This window comes from Kitasatospora sp. NPDC096128, assembly GCF_040303105.1.
Lineage (GTDB): Bacteria > Actinomycetota > Actinomycetes > Streptomycetales > Streptomycetaceae > Kitasatospora.
This window is the reverse complement of record NZ_JBEOSP010000020.1, coordinates 105,191-120,285: the sequence shown is the minus strand read 5'-3', so window position 1 is coordinate 120,285 and position 15,095 is coordinate 105,191. Positions and strand designations below refer to the sequence as shown.

General features: G+C 70.0%; 12 protein-coding genes. 8 read left to right on the top strand and 4 right to left on the bottom strand.

Going from position 1 to position 15,095, the window contains the following annotated elements; all coding sequences use genetic code 11:
- Positions 1 to 5 precede the first annotated feature (5 nt).
- From ABTY61_RS23025 to ABTY61_RS23010, 4 genes are all read left to right on the top strand, one after another.
- Complete coding sequence (locus ABTY61_RS23025; RefSeq protein WP_350506919.1) at positions 6 to 2,252, top strand: transposase; 2,247 nt, start codon at positions 6 to 8, stop codon at positions 2,250 to 2,252.
- Positions 2,249 to 3,553, top strand: coding sequence for an AAA family ATPase (locus ABTY61_RS23020; protein ID WP_350506918.1), 1,305 nt, complete (start codon positions 2,249 to 2,251; stop codon positions 3,551 to 3,553). The genes ABTY61_RS23025 and ABTY61_RS23020 overlap by 4 nt, the downstream gene beginning before the upstream one ends.
- Before the next feature lie 3 nt (positions 3,554 to 3,556).
- Positions 3,557 to 5,482, top strand: coding sequence for a TniQ family protein (locus tag ABTY61_RS23015; protein ID WP_350506917.1), 1,926 nt, complete (start codon positions 3,557 to 3,559; stop codon positions 5,480 to 5,482).
- A 1,314-nt stretch (positions 5,483 to 6,796) separates the two neighbouring features.
- A complete protein-coding gene (locus ABTY61_RS23010) occupies positions 6,797 to 7,078 on the top strand; it encodes a hypothetical protein (protein WP_350506916.1) in 282 nt (93 codons plus the stop codon).
- Between the two features lie 338 nt (positions 7,079 to 7,416).
- Here ABTY61_RS23010 and ABTY61_RS23005 read toward each other — a convergent pair whose 3' ends face one another.
- The 3 genes from ABTY61_RS23005 to ABTY61_RS22995 form a co-directional block, all read right to left on the bottom strand.
- A complete protein-coding gene (locus ABTY61_RS23005; RefSeq protein WP_350506915.1) occupies positions 7,417 to 7,854 on the bottom strand; it encodes a hypothetical protein in 438 nt (145 codons plus the stop codon).
- A gap of 13 nt (positions 7,855 to 7,867) precedes the next feature.
- Complete coding sequence (locus ABTY61_RS23000) at positions 7,868 to 9,052, bottom strand: helix-turn-helix domain-containing protein (protein WP_350506914.1); 1,185 nt, start codon at positions 9,050 to 9,052, stop codon at positions 7,868 to 7,870.
- Positions 9,053 to 9,208: 156 nt separating this feature from the next.
- Positions 9,209 to 9,403 (bottom strand): hypothetical protein, encoded by a 195-nt coding sequence (locus ABTY61_RS22995; RefSeq protein ID WP_350506913.1) that lies wholly within the window; start codon positions 9,401 to 9,403, stop codon positions 9,209 to 9,211.
- A gap of 459 nt (positions 9,404 to 9,862) precedes the next feature.
- On the opposite strand from ABTY61_RS22995, the gene ABTY61_RS22990 reads away from it, so the two are divergent.
- Both ABTY61_RS22990 and ligA read left to right on the top strand, forming a co-directional pair.
- On the top strand, positions 9,863 to 10,285 hold the full coding sequence (locus ABTY61_RS22990; protein ID WP_350506912.1) for a hypothetical protein: 423 nt from the start codon (positions 9,863 to 9,865) through the stop codon (positions 10,283 to 10,285).
- 116 nt (positions 10,286 to 10,401) lie between these two features.
- The gene (gene ligA, locus ABTY61_RS22985; RefSeq protein ID WP_502895404.1) at positions 10,402 to 12,456 is read left to right on the top strand and encodes an NAD-dependent DNA ligase LigA; all 2,055 of its coding nucleotides are present in this window, start codon (positions 10,402 to 10,404) and stop codon (positions 12,454 to 12,456) included.
- 244 nt (positions 12,457 to 12,700) lie between these two features.
- On the opposite strand, the gene ABTY61_RS22980 is transcribed toward ligA, so the two are convergent.
- On the bottom strand, positions 12,701 to 13,018 hold the full coding sequence (locus tag ABTY61_RS22980) for a hypothetical protein (RefSeq protein ID WP_350506910.1): 318 nt from the start codon (positions 13,016 to 13,018) through the stop codon (positions 12,701 to 12,703).
- 161 nt (positions 13,019 to 13,179) lie between these two features.
- Between ABTY61_RS22980 and ABTY61_RS22975 the strand changes: the two genes are divergently transcribed.
- Together ABTY61_RS22975 and ABTY61_RS22970 are read left to right on the top strand one after the other, a co-directional pair.
- A complete protein-coding gene (locus tag ABTY61_RS22975; RefSeq protein WP_350506909.1) occupies positions 13,180 to 13,365 on the top strand; it encodes a hypothetical protein in 186 nt (61 codons plus the stop codon).
- Positions 13,366 to 13,485: 120 nt separating this feature from the next.
- Positions 13,486 to 14,091, top strand: a complete 606-nt coding sequence (locus ABTY61_RS22970) for a hypothetical protein (RefSeq protein ID WP_350506908.1) — start codon at positions 13,486 to 13,488, stop codon at positions 14,089 to 14,091.
- Positions 14,092 to 15,095 lie beyond the last annotated feature (1,004 nt).

Sequence of the window (15,095 nt, the reverse complement as noted above, 5' to 3'; positions counted from 1 at the left end):
TGCAGGTGGCGCCGGGCAGGCGGGTCGGTCTCAACGGCATCGAGTGGGCGATCGAGGAGGTTCGGGCCCAGTCCGGTCAGGTCGTGCTGGCGAATGCCGAGGGCCGGGTCGAGACCCGCTCGTTCCGCTGGCTGGTCAATCACCCCGATCTGCGGCTTCTGCCGGCCGCAGAGGCCGGGGAGCGGCCCGCGGCGGTGTCACACCAGCCCAGGACGCTAGCCGACCTGACCGAGGACCAGCTGGTGAGGGCCCGGCTGCGGGCCGCGCACGTGCTGGAGGCGGAGACCGGGTTCCGGGAGGGCCACCCGGCTCGGGCCCTGCCGGGCGAGCCCAGGCCGGCCTACGACCCGGACCGGACGGGACTGACCCAGCGCCGCTACGCGAAGGCTGCCGAGCTGAAGGCGATGCCCCGTCCGGAGGCGATCCGGCTTGGCCTGCAGCATCTGAGCTTCCGGACCCTGGAGCGGCTGACCGGGCTTGCCGGCGAGAGCCTGCTCCTGGCCTGCGCGGACGGGCGGTGGACGCGCCGACGCGGCGGTCACCCGAGCATCACGGAGGAGGTCCGCGAGGCGATCTTCGCCGTCAAGGAGGAGTGCGAGGAGCGCGCCCGGATCAGCATGGCCGCCAAGCACCGCCTGCTACACCAGTACATGCGCGAGAGGTTCCCCTCGTTCCCGACCGAGAAGGTCCCTTCCCGCGTGACGCTGGCGGTCGTCTGGAAGGAGTGGTTCGGGCCGGGCGGCGCCCGTCAGCGCTACCAGCGCACGGCCCAGGCCGCCGCGGAGGCCGGCGTCTCGGGCCGGTTCGTGGTCCACCGGCCTGGCCAGGTCCTCGTCCTGGACTCGACGCCGATGCCGGTGAAGCTGCGCGAGACCGTGTTCGGCGAGGCGGTCACCGCGACCCTGACCCTGGCGTTGGACCTTTACACGCGGGGGCTGCCGGCCTTCCGGCTCACGCTCCAGTCGGACACCTCGGTCGACGTCGCGATGCTGCTGCGGGACGTGATGCTGCCGCTGCCCATCCGGGAGGGCTGGGGCGAGGAGATGGAGTGGCCCTACGTCGGCGTCCCGGCGGACGTCATCGCCGAGTTCACCGGGCACAGGGTCGCCGCGCTGCCGTTCTTCGCGCCGGAGACGGTCACCACCGACCATGGTGGCCCTTATCGGAATCACGACCTGGTGGAGGCCGAGCGGGAGATCGGCTGCCGCATTCTGCCGGCCCGCGTCCTGCGGCAGACGGACAAGTACGCGGTCGAGCGCCAGTTCCTCAGCATCCAGACCATGCTCTTCGAGCATCTGCTGGGCTTCACCGGATCGGATGTCGCGGACCGCGGGGCCGACCCTGAACGCGACGCCACGCTGACGCTCGCACAGGCCGAGCACATCATCGCCACCTGGATCGTCCGGGTCTGGCAAAACCACAAATTGGGCGAATATGCCCCAAGTTGGGCGCCCGGCGAGGAACACAGCCCGAACACGCTGTTCGCCGCGGCGATGGAACAGGGCGGCTTCGACCTGGACTTCCCCGAGCCGAGCTTCTACTACAAGGTCCTGCGCAAGCACCACGTGAAGATCCACGCCCGGCGCGGGGTGAAGATCCTCAACCTCTGGTATTACGACCCGATCCTCGACGAGCCCCGGTTCCAGCAGCCGTCGGGCCGCGGCGGCAAGCACGCCAACTTGTGGGTGGTCCGCAGTGACCGAAGGGACCGAAGGCGGGTGTTCCTCCAGGACCCCGACGACCACGACCGCTGGCACATCCTGCCCTGGAGAGGCCTGCCGCCAGAGGGCGAGATCCCGGCGTTCTCGGACAAATCCGTCGACGCCCTCCTGGAACACCTTCGAGCGAACAAGATCACCGTCCACTCGGAGAAGGAACTGCTGACTCCCCTGCTGGAGATCCTCGGCTCGGTCACCCCGGTCGGCCAATGGCCCAGCCAGGCGAAGAAGAAGGCCGGCAAGAAGCAACGCGTCGCCCAGGCACGCGAACGCACTCGCGCCGAGGCCGCCGCCGCCGACCGGCCCGCCGCCCCGACGCCGCCCGCCGAGATGCCGGCGGCCTGGGCCGCGCAAGCCCGCGCGATCGACCAGGCCGTCGACGCCGACCGGCGCCGCCGACGCGAGGAGGCCCTGCTCGACGAGGAACCCGTCGCACCGCCACTGCTGGAGGACTTCCTTCGCCGACGGCGCATGTTCCTGCTCCCACCGGACCCGGCCCCCGGCAGCAGCGAGGCCACCGAGGAGAACACGTGAACCAGTCCCCACCGGAAGACGACCGACTGGCCGGACTGCCCCCGAGATCACGGATCGCCGAACTGATCCTGGGCAGCCGCCCGCACCGCGACACCTTCGCCGGCTGGCAGCACTACCGCGCCCGCCGCGGCCAGCTCATGCCACCGGCGGCGCTCACGCTCGCCCAGTGGAAGACGACTCCGCTGCCGCGCCGGAGTGACTACGACCTCTACCGGCGCCTGACGAACGTGAACCTGCCGCTGCAGGCCACGCCGATGCACGACAAGGTCACGGAACTGATCCAGCTCCGGCTGGACGGCAACACGATGAAGCAGGACGACCCGACGCTGGCCGGTGTCCTGGTCAGCGGCTGGGGCGGCTACGGCAAGACCGCCGCCGTCTGCTCGTCCGTCGCCGCCTTCGAGGACCAGTGGCGGGACCTGCACAGCTCCCTCATCCCCGGTTCCATCCCGGGGACACGCGACGTCCACGCGCCGGTCGTCTATGTCTCCACGCCGGTGACGGCGACCCCGAAGAGCCTCTGCGCGTCGATCCTCGGGTTCTTCCGGGCCGAGGTCCGCAAGTCGGCGACGTTTCCCGAGCTGGTGCGGCTGGTCGCCGACTCGTTTCATGATCACGGGGTCAAGGCCCTGGTTCTGGACGACATCAGCCGGTTGCGGATGCACCGGGCCGACGACCAGGACGTCTTGGACCTCATCCGGGCGTTCATGAGCATGGACGTCACGGTGATCCTCTCCGGCGTCAACATCCCCGGCACCGGGCTGCTGCGCGAGGCCAAGTGGGACAAGAAGACCGCGCAGTGGATCCTGCCGCCGCTGGAGGCGACGCGCATCCACGGCCGGGAGGTCACCCAGACCGAGCACCGTTTCGAGCTCGTCGAGATCGACCGCTTCCGCTACACCACCCCGCGGCAGATCCGGGCCTTCGTCAGCCACCTGCGTGGGATCGAGGCCCATCTGCGGCTCTTGAACGGGAAGCCGGGCATGCTCACCGACGGCACCATGCCGGAGTACTTGATGCGCCGCACCGGCGGAGTGGTCGGACTGCTCGGGCGGCTCATCGAGGACGGCGCCCAGCTCGCGATGAACACTCAGCAGGAAACTCTCAGCGAGACCTTGCTGGACGGGATCGTCCTGCGACGGGACGATCCCGACCAGCCGCCGGACGAGCCGGCGATCCCGGCCGAACCGCCCGCCGCCCCCCAAGCCCCGGCCACCTCAGAGAAGACCGTGCCGAGGAAGCGCCGCCCCCGCAACACCGTCTTCGACGACCACGGTCCGCAGGCCGAAGCGGCGGGGTGACCCATGAACCGGATCATGGACCCGCTGCCCAGGAGTCTGAGCCCGCTTCCCGACGAGAGCCTGCCCGGCTTCCTGCTTCGTCTCGCTCACCGGCTCGACCTGTCCCCTTCCCAGCTGATCTGGAGAACGGGCCTCGGCGGCGACAAGCCTGGCTCCCGAGCACTCGCCGGGCACCTCCTCATGCTGGAAGCCGCCCCGCTGGAAGCCTTCGCCGCAGCGACACGCCTCGCCCCGATCGACGCCGAAGCGCTCACGCTGCGGCCATTCCTGAGGCACTACCCGCCACTGACCCGGGCACTGGTCCGCGAGGGCAGCCAGCCGCGGCCCCGCAACATCTTTCCGCCCGGGCTCCTGGCCGCCTACTCCCGCTACTGCCCCCTCTGCCTGGCCGGTGACGGCTCCCCCGTCCAGAACAAGTACGGCGGCCCCTGGAAGCGCCAATGGCGCCTCGCCATCACGTTCGCCTGCCTCGACCACAACGTGTTCCTCCGCCACCACTGCCCTACCTGCGGCCAGCTCGCCCTCAGCGGTTACCCGGACAGTCCCCTGAGCCTCATGCCTTCTGCGGGCGCTCACGGGCTCCACGCCGCCCAATGCCGCAACAGCCGGCCCGGTGAAGGGCGCCACCAGCACGTTCTCTGCCGCCAGCCACTCGACCAGGTCGCCCCGCCGGACCTGGAGCTCTCGCCTGACCTAGCCGAGCTCCAACGCAGGCTCCTGGCCCGTCTGGACGGCAGACAGCCCGCCGAACTCGCCGCCCAAGGGTTTGCCGACCTCCACGTCGTGTCTTCCATCGTCAGGGCGACCTGGCCCGCGGCTATCGACCACGTCCCCGAAGAGACGCGGACAGCCCTCACCGATCACGTCTCGGTCCAGGAATCTCTGGCGCGAAGCACCTGGCCACGCGCCAACAACCGCGGCAGGCGATCCTCCATCGCCTGGACCACTCCTCCCGCTGCCGCCCCGGCCATGGCGGCCATGCTGTTCGCAGCCGAACGCCTGATCACAGCACCTGAACAGCCTGACGCCCTCGCCGAGCTCCTGCCGCTCGCTCCCGTTCAGAAGGAACCACGCTGGGACGACACCTGGAGAACACTCGCCCGGGACTCCTCCCAGCTCCTGCGTCAGCGAATCGACCGCGACTACCGGGTCCAGTTCCCGCCGGAATGGATCAGGCACGGAACCCCGATCCAGTGGATCGCCCAAACGCATCGCGCCGAGGCGCTCTTCGAGCCGGTTGTTGAGGTCCGAGATCGTGGCTTCGGGCCCGAACACATCCCGCAGAGGCTCCCCGACGACTGGTTCAGGGTCTTCGCCGACCACGCTGGCCTCCCCGCCCCGAGCAGCCAACTACTCAGGCGGATCATCCCTATTCAGATGGTCCAGTCCGTCACCAGCCTGGGCTTCCAGGACGCCGCTGAGTTCCTTGGCATCCCCACTGAGTGGATCACTACGGAGCCGCGACGTCTGCATCCACTCCGGCTGCATAGTCAGTGGCGGACCTACGACTTCCCCGGCGCAGTCGAACGCCTTGCCGGGCACATCGCACACAATCCCGGACGCACGGACTACAAGGCCCGCCGCCGCTTCTTCGCCAGCTGGAACCTCGACGACGAGGATTGGGAGAGGCTATGCCAACCGCACGCCCGAGTCGGCACGCAGAAGACGAGAAGTCGGATCCGCGACTGCGTGTCGGCCCTCATCTGGAGCCGCGCAACAGGCAGCGAGTTCGTCCTTGCCCCCGTCTTCCATCCGCCCTGGTCATCACCGGACCGAGGCCTCCCATGGACCTCGCTGGAGATGACCATCCTCTCCCGCTGGGACAAGCGGTCCGTCCTCCGGAATCCGCCCAGGTTCCGGGCGTTGTTCGAGGCCGTCGAAGAGCTCGCTACCGAGATCACCCGGACAGCCAGCGGTCACACACCGTGAGCAACCCTCATCGGTGATCCGCCAACTAACGTCACCAAGATCCGCCAACAACCATCTACTGCGATCCCTCGACCTGCACAGGAGCACGACCGACCCGCCAACCAGCGCTTTCAGTCACAACCGAAATCTGGAATGAGATCCAGAGCCTAGCGTGGCGGGTGGCGAGATGGTCACCCGCCATCGGGCCACCGCCGGCGTCCGGCTGCCACCCTTCGGAACGAACATCGCTCTGGCCTGGCGCGGGGTCAGGCGTTTTGCCCGTTTTGAGAGAGACCAAAGGGACCGAACTCCCGAACTGTATCGGGCGACACGCTGAAGTCTGAAGGACACGCCGGTTTCGATGAGCCAATAGCCGAATTGGGTCCCTCCAGTCCCTTAGGAGTCTCCTGCGGTGTCCAGGGACCGGCGTGGCGTCGGGAGGGGCTGAAGTGTGCGAGGGTCCCTTCCGTTGGTCCCTGCCATAAAAACCCAGCTCAGAGGGCATCTGCGCCTACTGGCAGGGACTGAAGGGACCCAACTTTCCAATTATGGGCAGAACTCTTACGGAGGTACCTACGCGCGCCCACATGCAAGTGTCATCCCCTGGCGCAAAGAGCCACTCATAATTCGGAAGTTGGGTCCCTTTAGTCCCTCAATGGAGGTTCGCAAGGCCTCTGACCTGCGAAAATGAGACAGGGACCGAAGCTGGATCCGGAAGGGACCAAAGCGCGTCGGCCCCTACACCTCCACAGAACGTTCCCCGGTGGTGAGGACCTGCCCGCTTCAGGCCGGGGACCGCCGGACGTTCAGTCCCTACGAACGGACCACGCGCTCAGCCCCCTGCTCCCCATGGGAGTCGGCAGTGCTGCTGGGCGAACACCAGGCAGGCCTCGCGCCTACGCAGTTTCAAGATGGCAGGGCGGAGGAGTTCGAGAGCTTTTTCCTGCCGCGGGCGCTTCCAGCCAGCCACCGACTGCGGATGGCTCATCACCAGGCCCGTATCAGCCGAGCTCACGGTACGCCCGCCACGCACGCGGGGTACCGACTAGGTCTCCGACCAGGTGGTCGGTCTGGAAGCCTGGACCCTGCCGCGTTGCGGAGCGACACAGCCTCAGAGGCCCCCTGTGCCCGACACGCTGCGCTCACCGCGACCGATCAGGTGAGGGTAGTCGATGACCCTGCACGAGGAAGCCGCTACGGAACACCTCGCCCAGGTCCGTCGCGACTTCGCCACCGGCATTGTGAGTGCAGAGCGGACGACGTCTCGTACGGCGGGCAGACCCACCGCGGTGGCCCCGCCAGTGGCGCCCTGCTCAGATCGTCGCCTACCTGTACGTGCACGTCGGGATCTGCGACGGCATCTACGGCCGCGTGTCCATCAACATCGGCGCCGAGCCCGGGCCCGACGCCGACCGCGAGAGCAACGCCTCCAAGCTCACCCCCGCCCCCGCCCCCTGCCGGATCGCCGCCAGCAATGCCCCGCTGGAAGTCGGCACCACACTCCCGAGCCGGACCCTCCTCCACCTCGACCTCGAAGGCGCCGTGGCCCGCTGGCGGTACGCGTCCACGTGGATCACCCTCCTGTGGCGCATCGGTCCGTCCCCATACGGTCCGTAGCCACAAGTCGGCGCGCCCCCGCACCGACGAGCAAGTCCTGCCGCCCAGCAGGTCACCGTCAACGCTTCTCAGCAGGCCAAGACCACCTCGCCAGCGCTTCGGGCGGGGCGGTGCCGAGCTCATCAGGGGCCAGGAATCACCCGGATCACACGCACGAGGGCGGATATTCCGACGGACTACCGCGGCAAGAACTAACCGCCGTCCCACCCGCGGCACCACGAGCTGGTGCTGTTCGCCGGCGTCGGCGACCGTCCCCGGCGGCGTCAGCCCTGTACTCGACGACTCGCAGGCCCAGCTCGGCGAGCCTCAGGGACGCACCGGTGATCGGTGCGGGTTGCTCATGGGACTGTGGGGATGGCCTCCGGGACGGCGATCCTGGCGAGCGCGCGGGACGCGGCTGCGAGCGCGCATCGGTCGGTGCCCGTCACCGTGATGATGGTCGCGTCGCTCCAACCCAGGGCGTGGCGCATGAGAACGACGTCCTGCTGGCTGGCCGTCAGGCGGGCCAGCGAGGCCAGGGCCTGCGGTCGCGCCCTGGCGACCAGGACAACCCGCACGATCGTCCAGGTCGCGGCCGTCGCGTCGGGGGCGGCCAGAGCGGTCTGCCAGCAGGACGTGGCCTGGACGGCGGCGGAGTGCACGGCGCGCTGCACCTCCTCGGGCGGCAGAAGCAGCCCGGCGTAGTCGAGGTAGTGGTGGTAGCGGGACTCCAGCAGGGTGACGACCCCCAGTGCCAGGTCGTGTCGACGGTGCTGCGGGAACGAGGAGCGGGTCATGGTGGTTTCCCGGTCAGCCGAAGGCCTCGGCGGGCGGTCCGTCGCGGTAGGGGCGTTGATGGCGGATGAGCTGGACGCGCTCCCACAGCGCCAGGACGAAGGCCGGGTCGGCGCCGAGGACTTCCAGTAGGGCTTCAACCGTCGGCCAGTCCGCAACCCGGGTGCCGGTGAGCAGGCCGGCTGCGGCCTCGGGGTTTACTCGTCCCCGGGATTTGTCGCTGATCGCCAGCGCGTCGGGTGCGAAAGCGGCAAGGTGGAGGCCGCGCAGCGCTGAGGAGAACGCCCCCACGAACTCCGCTTCCACCTGTGGCGTCGCGACGAACGGCCGCTCCGGCAGGATCCCGTGGGCGGCGTCCCACAGTGGGCGGACGTCGGCGGGCTCGCCCCCTGCTGCCCGTACCAGGGCGCCGGCGACCTGCCAGGACGGGATCCGCTCACCGGCGAAGACCCTGCTGACGAACGACGGCGACACTCCGGCATCGGCGGCCAGTTCACGGGAGGACCGCCGGGACCGGCGGTGCAGGAACGACAGCGCGCTCGCCAACTTGGCCGCCGCCACCGGCGCCAGGGCCTCGGCGAAGTCCGTCTCCGGGACAAGGTCCATCGGGGCGGCCAGGGCCTGCCCGGGCTCGGAACCCCCGCGCTCCGTGGGTGAGGCCAGGCCGTCCGCAGGGGGAGCGGCAGCCGTGCCCACAGTTGTCCCGGGCCGGACGGTGGAAGAGGGCATCGTCCCGGCGTCCGCCTGGAGGCGCTGACTGCGGGCCGCGCGCTGCGAGCGCCGCCGCGCGGCATACGCCTCGTCCCATCGCCGGCGGGCCGTGTCGGCCGCCCAGCCGGTCAGCTGCCCGATAGCCGCCCACGGGAGCTTTCGGGTACGCGCCTGGAGCACGGCGTGTGCGCGCAGGTCTTCCAGGCTCTCCTCCGCTTCGGAGATGAGCCCGAGGACGGCCTGGACGTCCTGGCCAGGCTGCGCGGCGGCGATCGCAGCGGCAGTCTGGGCGAGCTGACGCGCGATAGCGAGGTGGTCGTGCGCAAGGATGGGGACGAGGTCGTCGAGCGAGCGATCGGCTGGCGCGACCTTGCGGGCCCGCTCCGCCTCCTGCTGACAACGCGCGCGGCAGTAGGACGGGGTGCGGCCGAGCCGCTGAGGGCGACCGAAGGGGCGCTGGCACCAACGGCAGCGCAGGATCTGGCTCACGAAGGGCTCCGGGGAGGCCGGTCCCGCAATACCGTGGGGACCGGAACGAGAAGGGGAACGATCCCTCTGCGGCGGGGCAGTCGCCCGCGGAGGGAGAACACCGTGCGGTGCGGCGTCGCGCGGGCTAAGCCCCCGCGACGCCGCAACGCGCAGCCGTTAGGTCCTCCGGCGGGCTCGCGGCTTCCTCTCGGCGCTGTGGGCGCCGGTGACGGTCCAGATCAGGACGGTGGCCAGGCGAAGGAGATCCCGGACACCCTGCTGGTCCGGGACCGTGCTGATGAGCAGGATCGCCAGCACCACCAGGGCGACGAAGGCGCAATCCTGCGGATTGCCCGCCAGGTCAACGCCCATGCGCCGGGCCTTTCGCGTTTGGCCCTGGGAACGGGCGGAAATGGTAGCGTCGAAAAGACCGATCTTCCGGCGCGTGCAGGCGCGACGGGACCGGCCCAGGGCAGGCAGCCGCACAGGCTCCTCCAGGGTGTTCGGACGGTTGGCGAGTAGGGACCCCGGCGGCTTGGCGACCAACCTCTACCCCGGGGCCCTCTTCGTTTGTGTCGGACAGTAGCCCGGGGCACGCGCAGAGTGGGAGCCGATCCAGGCAGAAATGCGGCTAGTCCTCATATCTACAAGCAGTGCCATCTGCAACGCCTACACCAGCGGCCACATTCGCTCATCCTGCATCATGCTTCTGTCATATGCGGCGCATTCACGCACCCGAAGCCTTCCCACAACCGTCCGCCCGGTCCCGACCTGCAGAGCTGGCTCACCCCGCCTTTGAGTCCCCAGGCCGAACTGCCGATACCTGCAGGCGTGACCTGGTACGACCCCCGCAAGGACCCCGCCTTCCTGGCCTGGAACACCGACCAGCAGGCCGCAGATCGCGCACGCGGCACCGTCATCCCGATCGGCGACGTCCCCGAGCTCGTGGAAGGCCTCAGACAGCTCGACATCGCCCGCGAGCTGCTGGAACACCCCGACAGCGCTGGCGCGCTCGCCGGGGCCCGGAAAGCGATCCGACAAGCACTCGGCCTCATCCCCCAGCCCCGTCCCGACTCCGAATGCGCCGTCGAACGATGGAACCGCAGACACCGGCCGAAGGGGAAACCCGCCGAACTGTGCACCCGCAGAACTTGCGGACGATGCCTTCCGCTGCGCGCGGCCCAGCGGGCAGCCGAAGACGACCCCGGCCACCCGACCGCTCCACCCCCGCCCCAGGCCCCGCCCGGCACCTGAACCCCGTCCTCGCTCCGCCAGACGCCGGAACCAGGCCCCGGTACAGGCCCGCCTCAGCAGCCACGCCCCACACCGGACCCGGACGTGCACCAGGACTGTCGGTGCCGCCCGGCATGATGCCGAGCATGACCGACGAAACACCCACACTTCCCTCCCCCGCCGCCTACGCCGACGCCGTCACCACCGCCGTCCAGGCGGCCGCCGCCTACTACACCGACGGCGCCACCCCGCTCGGCGACGACGAGTACGACGCCCTGCTGCGCGCGATCGCGGCCTACGAGGACGTGCACCCCGGGGAGGCACTCCCCGAATCGCCCACCGGGAAGGTCGCTGGCGGCGCCGTCCAGGGCGACGTGCCGCATAGCGTGCCGATGCTCTCGCTGGACAATGTGTTCTCCGCCGAGGAACTGGAGTCCTGGGCCGCCAGCCTGGAGCGACGCCTCGGCCGCCCCGTCGCCGCCTGGTGCGTCGAGCCCAAGCTCGACGGCCTCGCCGTCGCGGCCCGCTACCGCGCCGGACACCTGCACCAGCTGATCACCCGCGGCGACGGCCTGGCCGGTGAGGACATCACCCACGCCGCCGACGCCGTCCTCGGCCTGCCGGCAACGCTCACCGAGCCCATCGACGTCGAACTGCGGGGCGAGGTCCTCCTCACCAGCGCCCAGTTCGAGCACGCCAACGAGATCCGTACCGCCCACGGCGCCACACCCTTCGCCAACCCGCGCAACGGCGCCGCTGGCACCCTGCGCGCTAAGGACCGCCCCTACCGCATCGAGCTCACCTTCTTTGGCTACAGCGCCCACGGCCTGCCCGGCCTCGACCACGCCGCCCTCCTGCAGCGCCTGGCCCACCTCGGCGTCAACACCGCAGCCACCACGGCAGCCCACCCGCTGCGCTGCACCGCCCTGGCGCAGGTCCAGCAGCGCATCGAGGAGATCGCCGCGCTCCGCTCCGAGCTGCCGTTCGGCATCGACGGAGTCGTCATCAAGGCCGACTCCGCAGCCGACCAGCAGGAAGCCGGTTCAGGCTCCCGGGCACCGCGCTGGGCCGTCGCGCGCAAGCTCGCCGCCGAGCACAAGGTCACCCGCCTGCTCGACGTCGAGTGGAACGTCGGGCGCACCGGCATCATCGCCCCGCGCGCCGTTCTGGAGCCGGTCGTCATCGACGGCGTCACCGTCACCTACGCCACCCTCCACAACCCCGCCGACATCACCCGGCGCGACCTGATGCTCGGGGACCTCGTCTTCGTGCGGCGCGCCGGTGACGTCATCCCGAGGGTGGAGGCGCCGCTGGTCGACGAGCGCACCGGCGCCGAGAAGCCGATCGTCTTCCCCGAGGTCTGCCCGCGCTGCGGCGACGCCATCGACCGCGGAGAGCAGCGCTGGCGCTGCGTCCGGGGCCGTAACTGCCAGCTGGTCGCGTCGATCAGCTACGCCGTCGGCCGCGACCAGCTCGACATCGAGGGCCTCGGTGGCACCCGCGCCGTTCAGCTCGTCGAGGCTGGCCTCGTCACGGACCTCGCCGACCTGTGGGCCCTGACCCGCGAGCAGCTCCTCGGCCTGGAGCGGATGGGCGACACCAGCACCGACAACCTGCTCGCCGCGATCGAGGCCGCCCGCACCCGGCCGCTCAACCGGGTCTTCTGCGCGCTCGGCGTCCGCGGGACCGGGCGTACCATGTCCCGCCGACTGGCCGCCTATTTCGGGTCGATGTCCGCGATCCGCGCCGCCGACGCCGACACCCTGGCGCAGGTCGACGGCATCGGCGGCGAGAAGGCCAAGTTGATAGTTGCCGAACTCGCCGAACTCGCCCCCCTGCTGGACCGCCTCGCGGCCCAGGGCGTGGGCACCGCCGTCACCGCACCGCAGGCCCCGGCGGCAGTCCCCGCCGACACCGCAGCGGGGCAAGAGAGCCCGGCCGGGCCGCTGGCGGGCGCGGCTGTCGTGATCACCGGGTCTATGACCGGTGCGCTCGCCAAGCTGACCCGCAACGAGATGAACGAGCTGATCGAGCGGGCCGGAGGCAAGGCTTCGTCGTCCGTCTCCAAGCGCACCACCCTCCTCGTCGCCGGGGAGAAGGCCGGCTCCAAGCGCGCCAAGGCCGAGGAGCTCGGGGTGCCGGTGAACACCCCAGAGGAGTTCGCCGTCCTGGTGGCCGACTACCTGGCGTAGGGCGAACCGTGGCCCGGTCCGGCGCTCAGGTGTTCTGCACGGCGAGGCCGCCCGGCCCGAGCGGCCGACGGGCCGACGGACGGTCCAGGCCGGGTCCGCGGCCTCGTGGGGCGTGGTACTGAAGGGCTGGGCCAGGCGCTCGGCCGGCTGCAGGCGCTCGCCGACCGGCTGGTCGACCGCGACCGCAGCGTGGGAGAACGGCTGGACCAGGGGGCGTCAGGCCTGACGCCCCGGCAACTCATGTTCACTCATGGAAGCCCTCATCGACCACCAACCGCCCCACGGCCGGATCGCCGACGGCGGGAGCCAGGGGCAGGCAGGGCGGCGCGTAGACACCCGGGTCGTGGAGCTCGCGGCGCAGCGCGTCCTCGTGATCGGGGGACAGCTGGCGTACGGAGCCGAGCAGGACCCCGAAGAACCCGTCCTGGACGGCTGCGGTGAACTCCACCCCTTCGGGAAGGCGCAGCGGCCCGCCCGTCAGCAGCGTGTTCATGGTCTCGGCGAGCAGCAACGACACCTGCCGGTCGGTTCCGGACCGCGCTTCGCGTCCGGTCTGCTCCACGGTGTTCCATCGGCCGGTTCTCCTCTGGTGCGGGCGCCCATACGCCAACTACGTGGCGAGCGGCCACTTTCCGACATGGGTCACGAACTGTCAGTTCCCATGGATACCGTCTGTGGCGGAGCGGCCGGAGCCGTTTCGACGAGAAGGAGGGGGAGTGCCGGGTGGATCTTCTCGCGCGGAACGGAGCGGTCGTCCGCTCCGGAAAGGCCGACCTCCCCACCGCGCTCTGGAACGCCATACCCGACGGCGTCGGCACCCTGTGGATCTGCGGCGACCTGCGCAGGCTCTACGGCGTTCCGGCTCACGCACCGCCGTCGCGGGCCTGCCGCCACCAAGCAAGGGCGTAGGCGCCGAGGGACGCTTCTGGCCCGGATGCCAGAGATCCCGCCAGCCGCACGCTCACGGCGCAGCTGGCCAGCCCATCTTGTACCGACCTCTCCACTCACTCGACGTAGAAGGGCCTGCCGATGAGCGCTCCCGTTCAGGAGGACAACGACGGGTGGGACCCCGAACGCATCATGATCGCGTTCGCGGAAGCCCTCGGCAGCACGCCCCCGGACCGAACCCCGGAGGAGCAAGCCCTCGTCCTGGCCGACGACCTGGCCCGCCGCGCTGCCGCCCGCCCGACTCCGGGCCGAAGCTGGACCGCGCACCGCCAGGATGACGGCACAGTGCACGCCACTGCTGCAGACGGAACCGTCGCCGTGGGCTGGGCCACCACTCCCCAGGCGGTGACCGAACTCGTCGCCCCATGGGAGCCCAGCACCGTGCAGCAGCCGCTCGTCGACCTGCACGGCGCCACCGACCGGACAGCCGCAGTGACGAAGCCACGCTTCCCCTACCCCGACAGCGAGCAGTTCGACGACGCCTTCGACGCCCCCTCACGAATCGCCGACATCACCGAAGCCATCAACGCCCTGCGCAGCCAGTGGAGCAGCGACAGCGTCGCGGACCGGGTCGAAGAGGCCACCCAACGCCTTCGGCAGACCGCCCGCCAGGTCCCCGAACTCTCCCTCGATGACAGCGATGAGTTTCACGGGATTCTCGGTTGTGATGCCGGTGCCGGCCGTTGAGGTAGACAAACTAGCCCCAGTGCTCGGGCCTCTGATTGAGCTGCAGGCCACCTCCGGCTCAGGCCAGGGGGTACTGGAACGCTGGCTGCGGGGCGGCTCCGAGGCCGTCGATGTCCTGGACCTCCACGACTCGACCGCCCCCTACCTTCTGGACGACCACCTCGACCTGCTCCACGAGGTCTGGGGTGCGTATGAGAAGGCAGGACCGTTCCTCAAGGCCCCCTGCCGCAGGGGCCATCCCGGTGTCTGGCTCGCCCACGGCCTCGGGCCCCAACCGTTCGGCGCGCTGCCTGGCTGGTTCGGCCCCGTGCGGTCACCACGACGCAGTGGATGAGATGGTTCCTGGCGGCTCGGACGGCGAGCGGGTTGATGTCGACCCGGCAGGTCTGCTGCATGGCCGTCAGCCAGTGAACCATTGGGGCCGCTGGCTCGACGCTGCGCCTGGTGGCGCCAGCCACGGCGATCCTTGCCCGCGCCAAGGCTTCGCCTGTTGAAGGCGGAAGGCAGGCCCCCTCTACTGGGGACCTGCCTCCTTTTGCTGCGGCGTAGTCGCCGACTACTGCACGATCTCAAAGTGCGCAGTCAGCCGATCAAGGACGATCTCGGCTACGGCCATTGCGGCCTTAGCGTCCATGTTCCGGCACAGGACATCGGCAACCGTCTGCGGGCTCTGCCAGTCCAGCGCTTCGCTTTCGAGGCCATTGCTGTCGGAGTGTCGCGGACCGGGCAGCTCGGGGTCAGGAGCCGGCTGCGACGCTCCTGCGCCAGCGTTCGCCAGTGCCGGGTCAGCCGGACTGTTCGACCCATCTTGTGGCTTCGGTGCCTCTGGCGAACTGGCTGCGGCTGCCCGGCTCTCCGGCGAGGACAGCCCCGTGTTTACCGTGGTAAATCCGGGAGCCTCCGCCAAGCCATCTTGTGGCTTCGGTGCCTCTGGCGAACTGGCTGCGGCTGCCCGGCTCTCCGGCGAGGACAGCCCCGTGTTTACCGTGGTAAATCCGGGAGCC

Bases quoted from the DNA above. Each gene is read 5' to 3' on its own strand.
- ABTY61_RS23015 (WP_350506917.1), top strand. From the start codon at position 3,557: ATGAACCGGATCATGGACCCGCTGCCCAGGAGTCTGAGCCCGCTTCCC.
- ABTY61_RS23005 (WP_350506915.1), bottom strand. From the start codon at position 7,854: ATGACCCGCTCCTCGTTCCCGCAGCACCGTCGACACGACCTGGCACTG.
- ABTY61_RS22995 (WP_350506913.1), bottom strand. From the start codon at position 9,403: ATGGGCGTTGACCTGGCGGGCAATCCGCAGGATTGCGCCTTCGTCGCC.
- ligA (WP_502895404.1), top strand. From the start codon at position 10,402: ATGCCGAGCATGACCGACGAAACACCCACACTTCCCTCCCCCGCCGCC.
- ABTY61_RS22970 (WP_350506908.1), top strand. From the start codon at position 13,486: ATGAGCGCTCCCGTTCAGGAGGACAACGACGGGTGGGACCCCGAACGC.